This window comes from Mycolicibacillus koreensis, from assembly GCF_002104795.1.
Classification (GTDB): domain Bacteria; phylum Actinomycetota; class Actinomycetes; order Mycobacteriales; family Mycobacteriaceae; genus Mycobacterium; species Mycobacterium koreense.
Genome location: NZ_NCXO01000065.1, coordinates 1 through 15,365 on the forward strand (window position 1 = coordinate 1; position 15,365 = coordinate 15,365).

Below are 15,365 nucleotides of genomic sequence, written 5' to 3' on the forward strand. Positions count from 1 at the left end.
CTGGGGGTACCGGGGGTGGTTCCGGGGTGGCCACGGCCGCGCCGGCACCCAGTCCGATCGCGACCACGGCGCCGGACACGGCAACTGCGGCCTTGGTCATCAGGCTTCGGATCTGCATCGTCATCGTCGCCTCTCTCTGTTCGGGTCCCGGCGACACCGCCGCGGTGGCCCCGGAACTATCCGTGCTCCATACCCAGGTTCCTAGATCGTCAAACAATTCGCCACTCGGGGTGCGGTAATTCACCAACCCGGGAAGAGGCGAGGGAACAGGTGCGAGGGGGAAAACAGGTCAGAGGGAATAGCCGGGGCCGGCGGGACGTTTTGGGGCCACGATGCCTGGACTGGCATAATCAGACGCCGGATCAGGTTGGTCATTCCAACCCGTCACCTCAGGCTCCGGTTCACGCCCTGCTGGGCGACCCGGACCGACGATTGCAGAGGACATCATGAAAACCGACATTCACCCCGCCTACGGCGAGACCACCGTGGTCTGCGGTTGTGGCAACACCTTCACCACCCGCAGCACCAAGCCGAGTGGGCACATCGTGGTGGAGGTCTGCTCGCAGTGCCACCCGTTCTACACCGGCAAGCAGAAGATCCTGGACACCGGTGGCCGGGTGGCGCGCTTCGAGCGCCGGTACGGCAAGCGCAAGGCCAACGCCGCGAAGACGGAGAACGCCGACAACTAGCAACCATCCCGACGCCCGGAGCGCAAAGCCGCGGTATCCGGGCGTCGGTTTGCGTTCGGGGAAGAAGTTGACATGACGCAGAGCGTGCACGCCATCGATGCACTGCTGGCCGAGCATGCGCAACTGGAGACCCAACTGGCCGACCCCGATCTGCACGCCGATCCCGCGCAGGCCCGCAAGGTCGGGCGGCGCTTCGCCCAGCTGGCGCCGATCGTGGCCACCCACCGCAAGCTCACCGCCGCGCGCGACGACCTGGAGGCCGCCCGCGAGCTGGCCGCCGACGACGCGTCGTTCGCCGCCGAGGCCGCGGAGTTAGAGGCCCGGGTGGCCGACTTGGACGCCCAGCTCACCGACATGCTCGCCCCCCGTGACCCGCACGACGGCGACGACATCGTGCTGGAAGTGAAATCCGGGGAGGGCGGCGAAGAATCCGCGCTGTTCGCCGCCGACCTGGCCCGCATGTACACCCGCTACGCCGAGCGGCACGGGTGGACGGTCACCGTGCTCGACCAGACCACCTCCGACCTCGGTGGGTACAAGGAGGCGACGCTGTCGATCGCCAGCAAGGGCGACACCGCCGACGGGGTGTGGTCCCGGCTGAAGTTCGAGGGCGGGGTGCACCGGGTGCAGCGGGTTCCGGTCACCGAATCGCAGGGCCGGGTGCACACCTCGGCGGCCGGTGTGCTGGTCTACCCAGAACCCGAGGAGGTCGGGGAGGTGCAGATCGACGACGCCGATCTGCGCGTCGACGTCTACCGCTCCTCGGGCAAGGGCGGCCAGGGCGTCAACACCACTGACTCGGCGGTGCGTCTGACCCACCTGCCCACCGGCATCGTCGTCACCTGCCAAAACGAACGGTCGCAGTTGCAGAACAAGACCCGCGCGCTGCAGGTTCTCGCCGCGCGCCTGCAGGCGGTGGCCGAGGAGAAAGCGCTGGCCGAAGCGTCGGCCGACCGGGCCAGCCAGATCCGCACCGTCGACCGCAGCGAACGCATCCGGACCTACAACTTCCCGGAGAACCGGCTGGCCGATCATCGCATCGGCTTCAAGAGCCACAACCTCGACCAGGTGCTCGACGGTGAGCTCGACGCGCTCCTCGACGCGCTGGCCGACGCGGACAAGCAAGCCCGACTGCACCAGTCATGACCCGCTCCGGCGCCGCGGCCCGGCGCTCGCCGGCCGCGCTGTCGCGGGCGATCGCCGAGGCGACCGCGACGTTGTCGCGCGCCGGGATCGACGCCGCCCGCCGTGACGCCGAAGAGCTGGCCGCGCACCTGATCGGGGCCGAGCGGGGACGGCTGGCCCTCGTCGATCCACCCGAGCCGGACTTCTACGGCGAGTACCGACGGCTGGTCGACGCCCGTGCCCGCCGGGTACCGCTGCAGCACCTCACCGGCACCGCGGCGTTCGGCCCGGTGACGGTGCATGTGGGTCCCGGGGTGTTCGTGCCCCGCCCCGAGACCGAGGCCCTGCTGGCCTGGACGCACGATCAAGACCTGCCCGACACCCCGACGATCATCGACGCCTGCACCGGCTCGGCGGCCCTGGCGCTCGCGCTGGCGCGGCGGTGGCCCGCCGCCCGGGTGCTCGGCGTCGAGGTCTGCGACGACGCGGTGGTTTACGCCCGTCGCAACACCGCTGACAGCCCGGTGGAGGTGGTCCACGCCGACATCGCCACCCCGGGGCTTCTGGCCGACCTCGACGGCGCCGTCGACCTCGTGGTGTCCAACCCGCCCTACATCCCCGAGGGTGCCGCGGTGGCACCCGAGGTGGCCGGCCACGACCCGGACCACGCGCTGTTCGCCGGTCCCGACGGGATGACGGTGATCGCCGCGGTCACCGCTCGGGCGGGTGCCTGGTTGCGTCCCGGCGGCCGCTTCGCCGTCGAGCATGACGACACCACCGCCGACGCGACCAGCGAATTGATCGCCCACACAGACCTTTTCGATACCATCGTGAGCCACCGGGATCTGGCAGGACGACCGCGGTTCGTGACCGCCCGCAGGAAGGTCTGACCGTGACACACAGCACCGGCGAGCCGGATCGGCCCCCGACAGGTGATCCCGACGTGTTCGACTGTGCCGATCCGGACCGGCGGGCCGCCGGGGTCGCCGCCGCGATCAGCGCGGTCAAGGCCGGCCAACTGGTGGTGCTGCCCACCGACACCGTCTACGGCATCGGTGCCGACGCCTTCGACCCGGCCGCCGTGGCGGCCCTGTTGGCGGCCAAGGGGCGCGGCCCGAACATGCCGGTCGGGGTGCTTGTCGGATCGTGGCGCACCATCGACGGACTGGTGTTCACCGTCCCCGACACCGCCCGCACCCTCATCCGGGCGTTCTGGCCGGGGGCACTGAGCCTGGTGGTGACCGCCGCCCCGTCGTTGCCGTGGAATCTCGGCGACACCGGCGGCACCGTGATGCTGCGCATGCCGTTGCACCCGGTCGCCATCGAGGTGCTCCGCGAAACCGGGCCGATGGCGGTCTCCAGCGCCAATGTGTCCGGTCACCCTCCGGCGGTCACCGCCACCGCGGCGCGCGAGCAGTTCGCCGATCGGGCTGCGGTCTATCTCGACGCCGGCCCCGCCGCGCAGCAGGCCGCGTCCACGATCGTCGATCTCACCGGCGCCGCACCCCGGATCCTGCGCGCCGGGCCGGTCAGCGCCGAGAGCGTGGCCGCGGCGCTGCAGACGGATCCCGCGACGTTGACGGACTGATCCGGGTGCCGGTGAGTGCAGTACGGTCGCGGCATGACCGGTGACGTGTCCACCCTGACCACCGGGGTGTTCGCCGTCGCCGAGCAGGGTGCGGGAGTGCCGCTGCGCGAGCTGGCCCTGGTCGGGCTGACCGCTGCGATCGTGACCTACTTCGTGACCGGGCCGGTGCGGATGCTGGCCACCCGTCTCGGCGCGGTCGCCTACCCCCGCGACCGTGATGTCCACGTCACCCCCACTCCCCGGATGGGCGGATTGGCGATGTACGCCGGGACCATCGCCGCGGTGTTCCTCGCCTCGCAACTGCCCGCGCTGACCCGCGGGTTCGTCTACTCCTCGGGGATGCCCGCGGTGGTCGTCGCGGGCGGGGTGATCATGGGCATCGGACTCATCGATGACCGCTGGGGTCTGGATGCGCTGACCAAATTCGCCGGTCAGATCACCGCCGCCAGTGTGCTGGTCACCATGGGGGTGGCGTGGAGCGTGCTCTACATCCCGTTCGGGGGCGTGGGCACGATCGTGCTCGACCAAGTCTCGTCGATCCTGTTGACCTTGGCGCTGACCGTGTCGATCGTCAACGCGATGAACTTCGTCGACGGGCTCGACGGGCTCGCCGCGGGCCTCGGTCTGATCACCGCGCTGGCCATCTGCATTTTCTCGATGGGACTGTTGCGCGACCACGGCGGTGACGTGCTGTTCTACCCCCCGGCGGTGATCTCGGTGGTGCTGGCCGGGGCGTGTTTGGGGTTCTTGCCGCACAACTTCCACCGCGCCAAGATCTTCATGGGCGACTCCGGGTCGATGCTGATCGGGCTGATGCTGGCCGCGGCATCCACCACCGCCGCCGGCCCGATCTCGCAGAGCGCCTACGGCGCCCGCGACGTGTTCGCGCTGCTGGCGCCGTTCCTGCTGGTGGTCGCGGTCATGTTCGTTCCCGCCCTCGACATGCTGCTGGCGATCGTGCGTCGCACCCGCGCGGGGGTGAGCCCGTTTCACCCCGACAAGATGCACCTGCATCACCGCTTGCTGGAGATCGGGCACTCCCATCGCCGGGTGGTCCTGCTGATTTACCTGTGGGTGGGGATCGTGGCGCTCGGGGCGGCGAGCACCATTTTCGTCGACCCGCGCTACACCGGTGCGGTCATGCTGGCGGCAATCCTGGTGGCCGTCGTGGCGACGTTGATTCCCCTGGTCAGGGGGCGCGATAGGATATACGACGAAAAGTAGTAGGCCGACGTTTCGGGGGTCTCGCCATGTGGTACGGTTCCGATCGGCGTCGACATCCGGCCACCACAAAAAGGAGCTTTTCGGAGCTTTTCTTTGGGTGTTTCCTGTGCGCCCACTGCCGTCCGATACGCTCGGCAGGTCGCACGGGATGCACGTGAGCGACGCCAGGCTTACGTTGGATTTTGCGGAGATTGCAGGGACTTCGGTGACTGAGGTGACACGGTGACGACACCAGCGCAAGATGCGCCGTTGGTGTTTCCGGAAGTGGCTTTTCGGCCGCTGCGCCTCCTCGTCATCTGTGGGGTCCTGACCGTGGCCGCCATCGGTGCCACCGTCCTGCTGGATCGCCCGATGCTCGGGGTGTACCTCGGCGTCGGGTTGGCGATCGGGTTGGTCAACGCGCTGCTGATCCGCCGGTCGGTGTCCGCCATCACCGCCGGTGACCATCCGCTCAAACGCAAAATGGCGCTCAATTCCGCAACCCGCCTGGCGGTCATCACCGTGATCGCCCTGGTCATCGCCTACCTCACCCGTCCCGACGGGCTGGGTGTGCTGTTCGGGCTGGCGCTCTTCCAGGTGCTGCTGGTCGGCGGTACCGCGCTGCCGGTCTGGAAGAAGATTCGTACCTCGGCCGACGGCGCGGGACCGGCCGGCACGACCGACGGATACACCGAAGGGACCGCATGATGGACGAGACGATCCTGGCCGAGAGCAAGGTCGAGGTCGGTCATCACGTCACGACCACCTGGTTGGGGATGACCATCAACCTCGACACGGTGATCTCCAGTGCGATCGCCGCGGTCATCGTCATCGCCATGGCGCTGTACCTGCGCGCCAAGGTCACCTCGACCGGGGTGCCCGGCGGTGTGCAGCTGTTCTTCGAGACCATCACCGTCCAGATGCGCAGCCAGATCGAGGCGACCATCGGGATGCGGGTCGCCCCGTTCGTGCTGCCGCTGGCGGTCACCCTGTTCATCTACATCCTCATCGCCAACTGGCTGTCGGTGCTGCCGGTGCAGTACGCCGACGAGGGCGGGGTGTCGCGGGAGCTCTTCAGCCCGGCGGCCGCCGACATCAACTTCGTGGCCGCCTTGACGGTGTTCGTCTTCCTCAGCTACCACCTGGCCGGCTTCTGGCGACGCGGCCTGTTCGGTCACCCCCGGCAGTTGGTGAAGGGCCACGTCACGTTGATGGCCCCGATCAACCTGGTCGAAGAACTCGCCAAGCCGATCTCGCTGGCCTTGCGTCTTTTCGGCAACATCTTCGCCGGCGGGATCCTGGTGGGGCTGATCGCGTTGTTCCCGCCGTATATTTTGTGGGCGCCCAACGCGGTGTGGAAGGCGTTCGACCTGTTCGTCGGTGCGATCCAAGCGTTCATCTTCGCCCTGCTGACCGTGCTGTACTTCAGTCAGGCGATGGAACTCGAAGAAGACCACGAGCACTAACACAGACCTGGTAGACAGCTACCGGATATCAAGGAGGAGAAGGTAATGGGAGACCCGAATCTCATCGGGATGGGCGCCCTCATCGGCGGCGGCCTCATCATGGCCGGCGGCGCGATCGGTGCCGGTATTGGTGACGGTATCGCCGGTAACGCGCTGATCGCCGGTATCGCACGTCAGCCCGAGGCTCAGGGCCGGCTGTTCACCCCGTTCTTCATCACGGTCGGTTTGGTGGAGGCCGCGTACTTCATCAACCTGGCGTTCATGGCGCTGTTCGTTTTCGCCACCCCGATCGCTGCACAGTAGTCCGCTGACATGGGTGACTTAAGCGCTGCAATCCTGGCCGCGGGCCAGGGCGGTGAGGAAGCCGAGACAAGCAACTTCCTCATCCCCAACGGCACCTTCTTCGTCGTACTGGCGATCTTCCTGATCGTGCTGGCCGTCATCAGCGTCTTCGTGGTGCCGCCGGTGACGAAGGTGCTGCGTGAGCGCGAGAACATGGTCACCAAGACGCTGGCCGACAACAAGCGGTCCGCCGAGCAGTTCGCCGCCGCCGAAGCCGACTACGAGGAGGCGATGGCGGGGGCGCGCACCGAAGCGACCGCGATCCGGGACGACGCCCGCAACGAGGGGCGCACGTTCCTGGAGGAGAAGCGGGGGCAAGCCGCCGAGCAGGTGGCCGCGACCCTGCAGGGAGCCAGCGAGCAGCTCAAACGTGAAGGCGACACGGTCGCCGGGGATCTGCGGGCCAGGGTGGAGACCCTCTCGACGACCCTCGCCGGCCGGGTATTGGGCGTCAGCGTGGGCGATGCCGACGCGACGACGGCGGCAGGACGGTAAGCGGCGATGTCGACATTCATTGGTCAGCTGATCGGTTTCACCCTCATCGTGGTGTTGCTGTGGCGCTTCGTGGTGCCGCCGGTGCGCACGATGATGGCCGCGCGACAAGACTCGGTCCGTGAGCAGTTGGACGAGGCCGCCAGCGCTGCCTCCCGGCTGGCCGAGGCCGAGCAGGCGCACAGCAAGGCGGTCGAGGACGCCAAGAGCGAGTCGACGCGGGTGGTCGAAGACGCCCGTGCCGACGCCGAGCGGATCTCGGCGCAGCTGCGCTCCCAGGCCGACGCCGAGGTGGAACGGGTCAAAGCCTCCGGCGGGGACCAGGTTCAGCTGCTGCGCGCCCAGCTGATCCGCCAGCTGCGGGGGGACCTGGGACGCGAATCGGTCGCGCGGGCCGGCGAGCTGGTCCGCGAGCACGTCAGCGACCCCGGTCGCCAGGCTGCGACCGTGGACCGCTTCCTCGACGAGCTCGAGGCGATGGCGCCGTCGGCGGTGCAGATCGAAGACCCGGTGCTGGCCCGATTCCGCTCCGGGAGCCGCCGTGCCTACACCAGCCTCTCCAGGCGCTTCGACGAGGTCGTGGCCGACCTCGACGAGCAGGGCCTGTCGACCCTGGCCGACGAGCTGGTCGCGGTGGTCAAGCTGCTGCAGGACGAGGCGCTGGTCACCCGGCACCTGACCACCCCGAGCGAGGACGGCGCGCCGCGGGTGCGCCTGGCGCAGCGCCTGCTCGCCGACAAGGTGGGCACCGCCGCGCTCACCCTGATCACCGCCGCGGTCAGCGAGCGGTGGTCGGAGACCGCCGACCTGGCCAAGGCGCTGGAGTATCTGGCCCGCCAGTCGCTGTTGGTGCGCGCGGAACGGTCCGGCCAGATCGATGAGGTCGAAGACCAGCTGTTCGTGTTCTCCCGGATCCTCGACGCCCAGCCGCGCCTGGACACCCTCCTCGGCGACGAGACCGCACCGGCGCGCGACCGGGTGCGGTTGCTGCACCGCGTTGTCGACCGGGCCGGTAACGCCAACCCGGTCGCGGTGGCACTGCTGTCGCAGACGGTGGAGTTGCTGCGTGGGCAGCCGACCCAACAGGCGGTGCGCGGATTGGCCGAGGCCGCGGTCGCGCGCCGCGGTGAGGTGGTGGCGCATGTGCGCGCCGCCGCCACGCTCAGCGACACCCAACGCACCCGGCTGACCGAGGTGCTCAGCAGGGTCTACAGCCACCCGGTCACCGTCCAGATGCAGATCGTCCCCGAGTTGCTCGGCGGGCTGGAGATCTCGGTCGGCGACGAAGTGATCGACGGCACGCTGTCGTCGCGCTTGGCGGCGGCACAAACCCAGCTTCCCGACTGATCCCCAACGACAGACCACCATCCACCCCGAAGGCAGGAAGACGAAAAGCCATGGCAGAGTTGACAATCTCCGCTGATGACATCCAGGGAGCGATCGAGGAGTACGTGGACTCCTTCTCCTCGGACACCGCCCGCGAGGAGGTCGGCACGGTCATCGACGCCGGTGACGGTATCGCCCACGTCGAGGGCCTGCCCTCGGTGATGACCCAGGAGCTGCTCGAGTTCCCCGGCGGTGTGTTGGGCGTGGCGCTCAACCTCGACGAGCACAGCGTCGGTGCGGTCATCCTCGGTGACTTCGAGAACCTCGCCGAGGGGCAGCAGGTCAAACGCACCGGCGAGGTGCTCTCGGTGCCGGTCGGCGACGGCTTCCTCGGCCGGGTGGTCAACCCGCTCGGCCAGCCGATCGACGCCCGCGGCGACATCGAGGCCGAGACCCGCCGCGCCCTGGAGATGCAGGCCCCCTCGGTGGTGGAGCGTCAGAGCGTGAGCGAGCCGCTGCAGACCGGTGTGAAGGCCGTCGACGCGATGACCCCGATCGGCCGCGGTCAGCGTCAGCTGATCATCGGTGACCGCAAGACCGGGAAGACGGCGCTGTGTGTGGACACCATCCTCAACCAGCGCCAGAACTGGGAGAGCGGCGACCCCAAACAGCAGGTCCGCTGCGTGTACGTCGCCGTTGGCCAGAAGGGCACCACCATCGCCAGCGTGCGTCGCGCGCTCGAAGAGGGCGGCGCGATGGACTACACCACCATCGTCGCGGCGCCGGCGTCGGACGCGGCCGGCTTCAAATGGCTGGCCCCCTACACCGGTTCGGCGATCGCCCAGCACTGGATGTATCAGGGCAAGCACGTCCTGATCGTGTTCGACGACCTGACCAAGCAGGCCGAGGCCTACCGCGCCATCTCGCTGCTGCTGCGCCGCCCGCCGGGTCGTGAGGCCTACCCGGGTGACGTGTTCTACCTGCACTCGCGGCTGCTGGAGCGTTGCGCGAAGCTCTCCGACGAGCTCGGCGGCGGTTCGCTGACCGGCCTGCCGATCATCGAGACCAAGGCCAACGACATCTCGGCCTACATCCCGACCAACGTCATCTCGATCACCGACGGTCAGTGCTTCCTGGAGAGTGACCTGTTCAACCAGGGTGTGCGGCCGGCCATCAACGTCGGTGTCTCGGTGTCGCGTGTCGGTGGTGCCGCGCAGATCAAGGCGATGAAAGAGGTGGCCGGGTCGCTGCGTCTGGACCTGTCGCAGTACCGCGAGCTCGAGGCGTTCGCCGCCTTCGCCTCCGACCTGGACGCCACCAGTAAGGCCCAGCTGGACCGTGGTGCGCGCCTGGTGGAGCTGCTCAAGCAGCCGCAGTTCGCGCCGATGTCCGTCGAGGACCAGGTGGTCTCGATCTTCCTGGGCACCGAGGGGCACCTGGACTCGGTGCCGGTGGAAGACGTCGGTCGCTTCGAGGCCGAACTGCTTGACCACATCCGGGCGTCGGAAGCCGAGATCCTCAACGACATCCGGGAGAGCAAGAAGCTCTCGGACGAGACCAGCGAGAAGCTGGTCGCGGCGATCAACAAGTTCAAGAAGGGCTTCGCGCCGACCGGTGGCGGTTCGGTGGTGCCCGACGAGAACGTCGACGCCCTCGACGAAGGCGAACTGGGCAAGGCGGCCGTCAAGGTCCGCAAGCCCGCGCCGAAGAAGAAATAGTTCACAGGGAATCGCATGGCAGCCACACTTCGCGAGCTACGGGGACGGATCCGCTCCGCCGGGTCGATCAAGAAGATCACCAAGGCCCAGGAGCTGATCGCGACCTCGCGCATCGGTAAGGCGCAGGCCCGACTGGCCGCAGCACGGCCGTACGCCACCGAGATCACCAACATGCTGACCACGTTGGCCGGGGAGAGCGCCCTGGACCATCCTCTGCTGGTCGAGCGGGAGACGCGGACCCGCGCCGGTGTGCTGGTGGTGACGTCGGACCGCGGGCTGTGCGGGGCCTACAACGCCAACGTGTTGCGCCGCGCCGAGGAACTGTTCGCCCTGCTTCGTGAGGAGGGCAAGCAGCCGAGCCTCTACGTGGTGGGTCGCAAAGCGTTGGGGTACTACTCGTTTCGCAACTGGGAGATCACCGGTTCGTGGAACGGTTTCTCCGAGCAGCCGACCTACGAGGACGCCGCCGAGATCGCCTCGACGTTGATGGACGCCTTCCTGGCCGGCGCCAACGGCGAGGAGGCCGGATCCGACGGTGCCGCGGTCGACGAACTGCACATCGTGGCAACCGAGTTCAAGTCGATGCTGTCGCAGTCGGCCGAGGCGTTGCGGGTCGCACCGATGGTCGTCGAATACGTCGGTGAGGACACCGGTCCGCACACGCTGTTCTCGTTCGAGCCGGACGCCACCGCGCTGTTCGACTCCCTGTTGCCGCGCTACCTCACCACCCGCGTGTACGCGGCGCTGCTGGAGGCCGCGGCCTCGGAGTTGGCGTCGCGTCAGCGCGCGATGAAGGCCGCCACCGACAACGCCGACGACCTCATCAAGGCGCTCACGTTGGAAGCCAACCGCGAGCGGCAGGCCCAGATCACCCAGGAAATCAGTGAAATCGTCGGTGGCGCGAACGCCCTCGCCGGCGCCGCCCGATAAGCCCCACCCAGGAAGCGAAGAAGGAAATGACTGCTACCGCTGAAAAACCCGCCGGCGCCAAGGGCGCCGACACCAACGGTCGCGTTGTCCGGGTCACCGGCCCGGTCGTCGACGTCGAGTTCCCCCGGGGCGCCGTGCCCGAACTGTTCAATGCGCTGCACGCCGACATCACCTTCGAGTCGCTGGCCAAGACGCTGACGCTGGAGGTCGCCCAGCACCTCGGTGACAACCTGGTGCGCACCATCTCCATGCAGCCCACCGACGGCCTGGTTCGCGGGGTCGAGGTCGTCGACACCGGCGCGGCGATCTCGGTGCCGGTCGGCGACGGCGTGAAGGGCCACGTGTTCAACGCGCTGGGGCACTGCCTCGATGACCCGGGCTACGGGGAGGACTTCGAGCACTGGGCCATTCACCGCAAACCCCCGGCCTTCGACGAGCTGGAGCCGCGCACCGAGATGCTCGAGACCGGGCTGAAGGTGGTCGACCTGCTCACGCCGTACGTGCGTGGTGGGAAGATCGCGCTGTTCGGTGGTGCCGGTGTGGGCAAGACGGTGCTCATCCAGGAGATGATCAACCGTATCGCCCGCAACTTCGGTGGTACCTCGGTCTTCGCCGGTGTGGGGGAGCGCACCCGTGAGGGCAACGACCTGTGGGTCGAGCTCGGCGAGGCCAACGTGCTCAAGGACACCGCGCTGGTGTTCGGTCAGATGGACGAGCCGCCGGGCACTCGTATGCGGGTGGCGCTGTCGGCGCTGACGATGGCGGAGTTCTTCCGCGACGAGCAGGGCCAGGACGTGCTGTTGTTCATCGACAACATCTTCCGGTTCACCCAGGCCGGCTCGGAGGTCTCCACCCTGCTGGGCCGGATGCCCTCGGCGGTGGGCTACCAGCCCACCCTGGCCGACGAGATGGGCGAGCTGCAGGAGCGGATCACCTCGACCCGTGGGCGTTCCATCACCTCGATGCAGGCCGTCTACGTGCCCGCCGACGACTACACCGACCCGGCGCCGGCGACGACGTTCGCCCACCTCGACGCCACCACGGAGCTGTCCCGGGCGGTGTTCTCCAAGGGGATCTTCCCGGCGGTGGACCCGCTGGCGTCGAGCTCGACGATTCTGGATCCCGCGGTGGTCGGCGACGAGCACTACCGGGTTGCCCAGGAGGTCATCCGGATTCTGCAGCGCTACAAGGACTTGCAGGACATCATCGCGATTCTCGGTATCGACGAGCTCTCCGAAGAGGACAAGCAGCTGGTGAACCGGGCGCGGCGCATCGAGCGGTTCCTGAGCCAGAACATGATGGCCGCCGAGCAGTTCACCGGCCAGCCCGGCTCCACGGTGCCGCTGAAGGAGACCATCGAGGCCTTCGACAAACTGACCAAGGGAGACTTCGACCACCTGCCCGAGCAGGCGTTCTTCCTCATCGGTGGTCTCGAGGACCTGGCGAAGAAGGCCGAGAGCCTCGGCGCCAAGATGTGACGATGAGGGCTTCTGCACAGATAGTCGAGATCAAGCGAAAGGCGGTGTGACATGAGCGAGTTGAATGTCGACATCGTTGCCGCCGATCGCAGTGTGTGGTCGGGCAAAGCCAGTTTCATCTTCACCCGCACCACGGTCGGGGAGATCGGCATCCTGCCGCAGCACATTCCGCTCGTCGCCGAACTCGTCGACGACGCGATGGTCCGCGTCGAACGCACCGACGAGGAAGACCTGCGGATCGCGGTGCACGGCGGGTTCCTGTCGGTGACCGAGGACGGCGTCATCGTCCTGGCCGAATCAGCCGATTTCGCCGAGGAGATCGACGAGACCACGGCCCGGCACGACTCACAATCCAGTGACCCGCGGATAGCGGCCCAGGGGCGGGCCAGGCTGCGTGCACTGGGCGTCCTCGATTAGCGGGGTGTGAACCGATGAGCGCGTCCATGGTCGGCATGGTCGTGCTCATCGCCGTGTTGGTGGTCGCCCTCGCTGCCCTGAGCTACCGGCTGTGGAAGCTGCGCCAGGGCGGCACCGCCGGCATCATGCGCGACATCCCCGCGGTGGCAGGACACGGCTGGCGCCACGGGGTCATCCGCTACCGCGGTGGGGAAGCCGCGTTCTACCGGTTGTCGAGTGTTCGACTGTGGCCGGATCGGCGCCTCAGCCGCCGGGGTGTGGAGATCGTGTCCCGGCGGGCGCCGCGGGGCGACGAATTCGACATCATGACCGACGAGATCACCATCTTGGAGGTCCACGACACCAGCCAGGACGGGGCCGATTACGAGATCGCGTTCGACCGCGGCGCCCTCACCGCGTTTTTGTCGTGGCTGGAGTCGCGTCCGTCGCCGCGATCGCGGCGACGCACCGCCTGAGCGGGCACAGTCCCTATTCGGCGCGATGTCCGCTACGCGGGATTCTCGTCGCGTTGCCCGCCCGGCTGCCACAGCACGTCGCCGCCGGGATTGGCCACCCGGCACAAGATGAACAGCAGATCCGACAGCCGGTTGAGGTATTTCGCCGGGAGCACATTGGTGTCGTCGGGGTGGGCGTCGACGGCGGCCCAGGCGGCGCGCTCGGCGCGGCGCACCGCGGTGCGCGCGACATGCAGCAGGGCCGACAGCGGTGAGCCGCCCGGCAGGATGAACGAATTGAGCGGGCTCAACTCCTCGTTGTAGCTGTCGCACCACGCTTCCAGCCGGTCGATGTAGTCCTGGGTCACCCGCAGCGGCGGGATCTTCGGGTTTTCCACCACCGGGGTGGCCAGGTCGGCGCCGGCGTCGAACAATTCGTTTTGGATCTGCCCCAAGGTGGCGGCCATCTGGTGCTCGGGCGCGCCGAGGGCCAGCGCGGCACCGATGGCCGCGTTGGCCTCCTCGCAGTCCGCGTAGGCCACCAGGCGGGTGTCGTTTTTGCTGACCCGGGAGAAATCGCTCAACCCGCTGGTCCCGTCGTCGCCGGTGCGGGTGTAGACGCGCGTCACATGAATGGCCATGAGCAAACGGTACCGGGCGACCCGACCGGGCCCCCAGCGCACCGGCCCTTCATTACACTGACCGCGTGGCGGAGCGATTCCTGGTGACCGGCGGTGGCCGTCTGGCCGGCGAAGTGGCTGTTGGTGGCGCTAAAAACAGTGTTCTGAAATTGATGGCGGCCGCCCTGCTCGCCGAGGGCACCAGCACCATCACCAACTGCCCCGAGATCCTCGACGTGCCGTTGATGGCCGAGGTCCTGCGCGGACTGGGAGCCACCGTCGACCTGGACGGCGAGACGGTGCGGATCACCGCTCCCGACGAGCTGAAATACGACGCCGACTTCGCCGCGGTGCGCCAATTCCGGGCCTCGGTCTGCGTGCTGGGCCCCCTGGTGGGTCGTTGTAAACGCGCCAAGGTGGCGTTGCCCGGTGGTGACGCCATCGGCTCGCGGCCGCTGGACATGCACCAGGCCGGGCTGCGCCAGCTCGGGGCCCGGTGCAACATCGAGCACGGCTGCGTGGTCGCCGAAGCCGAGGCGCTGCACGGCGCGGAGATCCAACTGGAATTCCCCTCGGTGGGGGCGACGGAGAACATCCTGATGGCCGCGGTGCTGGCCACCGGGGTCACGGTGATCCACAACGCCGCGCGGGAGCCCGACGTGGTGGACCTGTGCACGATGCTCACCCAGATGGGCGCCCAGATCACCGGGGCCGGATCGCCGACGCTGACCATCACCGGCGTTCCCCGGCTGCACGCCACCGAACACCGGGTGATCGGGGACCGCATCGTGGCCGCCACCTGGGGCATCGGTGCGGCGATGACCCGTGGCGACGTCACCGTCACCGGCGTGGACCCGACACATCTGCAGTTGGTGTTGCACAAACTCAGCGACGCCGGCGCCACGGTGACCCAGACCGAGGACAGCTTCCGGGTGGCCCAGTACGAGCGGCCCAAGACCGTCAACGTGGCGACCCTGCCGTTCCCGGGCTTCCCGACCGACCTGCAGCCGATGGCGATCGCGCTGGCGGCGATCGCCGACGGCACCTCGATGATCACCGAGAACGTCTTCGAGGCGCGGTTCCGCTTCGTCGAGGAGATGATCCGGTTGGGGGCCGACGCGCGCACCGACGGTCACCACGCGGTGGTGCGGGGTTTGCCACAGCTCTCCAGCGCCCCGGTGTGGTGCTCCGATATCCGGGCCGGCGCCGGGCTGGTGCTGGCCGGCCTGGTCGCCGACGGCGAGACCGAGGTGCACGACGTGTTCCACATCGACCGCGGTTACCCGAAGTTCGTGGAGAACCTGGTCAGCCTGGGTGTAGAGGTCGAACGCGTCATTGGGTAACATGGTCGACAGATCGCACCGGCTCCGATCGGTGTGATGCGATCCGGCCCGACAACCCCAGAAACTGGGGGTTGACGGGCTCTGATTTCCGGTGTACGCTGGCCGGGTTGCCCAAAACAGGGTGTGTTGTTTGAGAACTCAATAGTGTGTTTGGTGGTTTTTGTTTGTTGTTGTTTTTTGCCACATTCTTGGCC

General features: G+C 68.0%; 18 protein-coding genes. 16 read left to right on the plus strand and 2 right to left on the minus strand.

Translation table 11 applies throughout. The annotated features are described in order from the left end of the window. Positions 1 to 446 precede the first annotated feature (446 nt). The 15 genes from rpmE to B8W67_RS18700 all read left to right on the plus strand — a co-directional run bounded on the left by rpmE (position 447) and on the right by B8W67_RS18700 (position 13,229). Positions 447 to 689: a 50S ribosomal protein L31 gene (rpmE, locus tag B8W67_RS18630; protein WP_069392061.1), complete on the plus strand. Its 243-nt coding sequence runs from the start codon at positions 447 to 449 to the stop codon at positions 687 to 689. Positions 690 to 761: 72 nt separating this feature from the next. Further along, positions 762 to 1,835, plus strand: coding sequence for a peptide chain release factor 1 (prfA, locus tag B8W67_RS18635; protein ID WP_069392060.1), 1,074 nt, complete (start codon positions 762 to 764; stop codon positions 1,833 to 1,835). After that, positions 1,832 to 2,704, plus strand: coding sequence for a peptide chain release factor N(5)-glutamine methyltransferase (prmC, locus tag B8W67_RS18640; RefSeq protein WP_069392059.1), 873 nt, complete (start codon positions 1,832 to 1,834; stop codon positions 2,702 to 2,704). The genes prfA and prmC overlap by 4 nt, the downstream gene beginning before the upstream one ends. Positions 2,705 to 2,706: 2 nt before the next feature. After that, positions 2,707 to 3,402 (plus strand): L-threonylcarbamoyladenylate synthase, encoded by a 696-nt coding sequence (locus B8W67_RS18645; protein ID WP_372507489.1) that lies wholly within the window; start codon positions 2,707 to 2,709, stop codon positions 3,400 to 3,402. A gap of 15 nt (positions 3,403 to 3,417) precedes the next feature. Further along, complete coding sequence (locus B8W67_RS18650; protein ID WP_109470097.1) at positions 3,418 to 4,626, plus strand: glycosyltransferase family 4 protein; 1,209 nt, start codon at positions 3,418 to 3,420, stop codon at positions 4,624 to 4,626. A gap of 222 nt (positions 4,627 to 4,848) precedes the next feature. Then, on the plus strand, positions 4,849 to 5,313 hold the full coding sequence (locus tag B8W67_RS18655; RefSeq protein WP_069392057.1) for an ATP synthase subunit I: 465 nt from the start codon (positions 4,849 to 4,851) through the stop codon (positions 5,311 to 5,313). Continuing rightward, positions 5,313 to 6,071 carry a F0F1 ATP synthase subunit A gene (atpB, locus tag B8W67_RS18660; RefSeq protein WP_069392056.1) on the plus strand — a complete coding sequence of 253 codons (759 nt, stop codon included), beginning with the start codon at positions 5,313 to 5,315 and terminating at the stop codon, positions 6,069 to 6,071. Before B8W67_RS18655 ends, atpB begins: the two co-directional genes overlap by 1 nt. A 45-nt stretch (positions 6,072 to 6,116) precedes the next feature. Continuing rightward, complete coding sequence (locus B8W67_RS18665; protein ID WP_069392055.1) at positions 6,117 to 6,374, plus strand: F0F1 ATP synthase subunit C; 258 nt, start codon at positions 6,117 to 6,119, stop codon at positions 6,372 to 6,374. A gap of 9 nt (positions 6,375 to 6,383) precedes the next feature. Further along, positions 6,384 to 6,908, plus strand: coding sequence for a F0F1 ATP synthase subunit B (locus tag B8W67_RS18670; protein WP_069392054.1), 525 nt, complete (start codon positions 6,384 to 6,386; stop codon positions 6,906 to 6,908). Between the two features lie 6 nt (positions 6,909 to 6,914). After that, positions 6,915 to 8,252: a F0F1 ATP synthase subunit B/delta gene (locus B8W67_RS18675; protein ID WP_069392053.1), complete on the plus strand. Its 1,338-nt coding sequence runs from the start codon at positions 6,915 to 6,917 to the stop codon at positions 8,250 to 8,252. A 50-nt stretch (positions 8,253 to 8,302) separates the two neighbouring features. Further along, positions 8,303 to 9,949, plus strand: a complete 1,647-nt coding sequence (atpA, locus tag B8W67_RS18680; RefSeq protein ID WP_069392052.1) for a F0F1 ATP synthase subunit alpha — start codon at positions 8,303 to 8,305, stop codon at positions 9,947 to 9,949. Between the two features lie 15 nt (positions 9,950 to 9,964). Further along, complete coding sequence (locus B8W67_RS18685; RefSeq protein ID WP_069392051.1) at positions 9,965 to 10,879, plus strand: F0F1 ATP synthase subunit gamma; 915 nt, start codon at positions 9,965 to 9,967, stop codon at positions 10,877 to 10,879. 26 nt (positions 10,880 to 10,905) lie between these two features. Beyond that, entirely contained in the window at positions 10,906 to 12,357 is a 1,452-nt protein-coding gene (atpD, locus tag B8W67_RS18690; protein ID WP_069392050.1) for a F0F1 ATP synthase subunit beta, read from the plus strand. Between the two features lie 51 nt (positions 12,358 to 12,408). Then, positions 12,409 to 12,774: a F0F1 ATP synthase subunit epsilon gene (locus tag B8W67_RS18695; RefSeq protein WP_069392049.1), complete on the plus strand. Its 366-nt coding sequence runs from the start codon at positions 12,409 to 12,411 to the stop codon at positions 12,772 to 12,774. Between the two features lie 14 nt (positions 12,775 to 12,788). After that, positions 12,789 to 13,229: a DUF2550 domain-containing protein gene (locus tag B8W67_RS18700; RefSeq protein WP_069392048.1), complete on the plus strand. Its 441-nt coding sequence runs from the start codon at positions 12,789 to 12,791 to the stop codon at positions 13,227 to 13,229. A gap of 32 nt (positions 13,230 to 13,261) precedes the next feature. Here B8W67_RS18700 and B8W67_RS18705 read toward each other — a convergent pair whose 3' ends face one another. Beyond that, entirely contained in the window at positions 13,262 to 13,849 is a 588-nt protein-coding gene (locus B8W67_RS18705) for a cob(I)yrinic acid a,c-diamide adenosyltransferase (RefSeq protein WP_069392047.1), read from the minus strand. A gap of 65 nt (positions 13,850 to 13,914) precedes the next feature. Here B8W67_RS18705 and murA point away from each other — a divergent pair, with 65 nt between their 5' ends. Next, entirely contained in the window at positions 13,915 to 15,171 is a 1,257-nt protein-coding gene (murA, locus tag B8W67_RS18710; RefSeq protein ID WP_085305602.1) for a UDP-N-acetylglucosamine 1-carboxyvinyltransferase, read from the plus strand. Here murA and B8W67_RS21180 read toward each other — a convergent pair. Beyond that, positions 15,161 to 15,365 (minus strand): hypothetical protein (locus tag B8W67_RS21180; RefSeq protein ID WP_207567711.1); only part of this gene is annotated, 205 nt, incomplete at its 5' end. The genes murA and B8W67_RS21180 overlap by 11 nt on opposite strands.

What these genes read in the sequence shown, in the direction of transcription:
- B8W67_RS18695 (WP_069392049.1), top strand. Translation starts at nt 12,409, where the DNA reads ATGAGCGAGTTGAATGTCGACATCGTTGCCGCCGATCGCAGTGTGTGG.
- B8W67_RS18665 (WP_069392055.1), top strand. Translation starts at nt 6,117, where the DNA reads ATGGGAGACCCGAATCTCATCGGGATGGGCGCCCTCATCGGCGGCGGC.
- rpmE (WP_069392061.1), top strand. Translation starts at nt 447, where the DNA reads ATGAAAACCGACATTCACCCCGCCTACGGCGAGACCACCGTGGTCTGC.
- prfA (WP_069392060.1), top strand. Translation starts at nt 762, where the DNA reads ATGACGCAGAGCGTGCACGCCATCGATGCACTGCTGGCCGAGCATGCG.
- B8W67_RS18670 (WP_069392054.1), top strand. Translation starts at nt 6,384, where the DNA reads ATGGGTGACTTAAGCGCTGCAATCCTGGCCGCGGGCCAGGGCGGTGAG.
- atpB (WP_069392056.1), top strand. Translation starts at nt 5,313, where the DNA reads ATGGACGAGACGATCCTGGCCGAGAGCAAGGTCGAGGTCGGTCATCAC.
- B8W67_RS18675 (WP_069392053.1), top strand. Translation starts at nt 6,915, where the DNA reads ATGTCGACATTCATTGGTCAGCTGATCGGTTTCACCCTCATCGTGGTG.
- B8W67_RS18700 (WP_069392048.1), top strand. Translation starts at nt 12,789, where the DNA reads ATGAGCGCGTCCATGGTCGGCATGGTCGTGCTCATCGCCGTGTTGGTG.
- B8W67_RS18685 (WP_069392051.1), top strand. Translation starts at nt 9,965, where the DNA reads ATGGCAGCCACACTTCGCGAGCTACGGGGACGGATCCGCTCCGCCGGG.
- atpD (WP_069392050.1), top strand. Translation starts at nt 10,906, where the DNA reads ATGACTGCTACCGCTGAAAAACCCGCCGGCGCCAAGGGCGCCGACACC.
- B8W67_RS18705 (WP_069392047.1), bottom strand. Translation starts at nt 13,849, where the DNA reads ATGGCCATTCATGTGACGCGCGTCTACACCCGCACCGGCGACGACGGG.
- atpA (WP_069392052.1), top strand. Translation starts at nt 8,303, where the DNA reads ATGGCAGAGTTGACAATCTCCGCTGATGACATCCAGGGAGCGATCGAG.
- prmC (WP_069392059.1), top strand. Translation starts at nt 1,832, where the DNA reads ATGACCCGCTCCGGCGCCGCGGCCCGGCGCTCGCCGGCCGCGCTGTCG.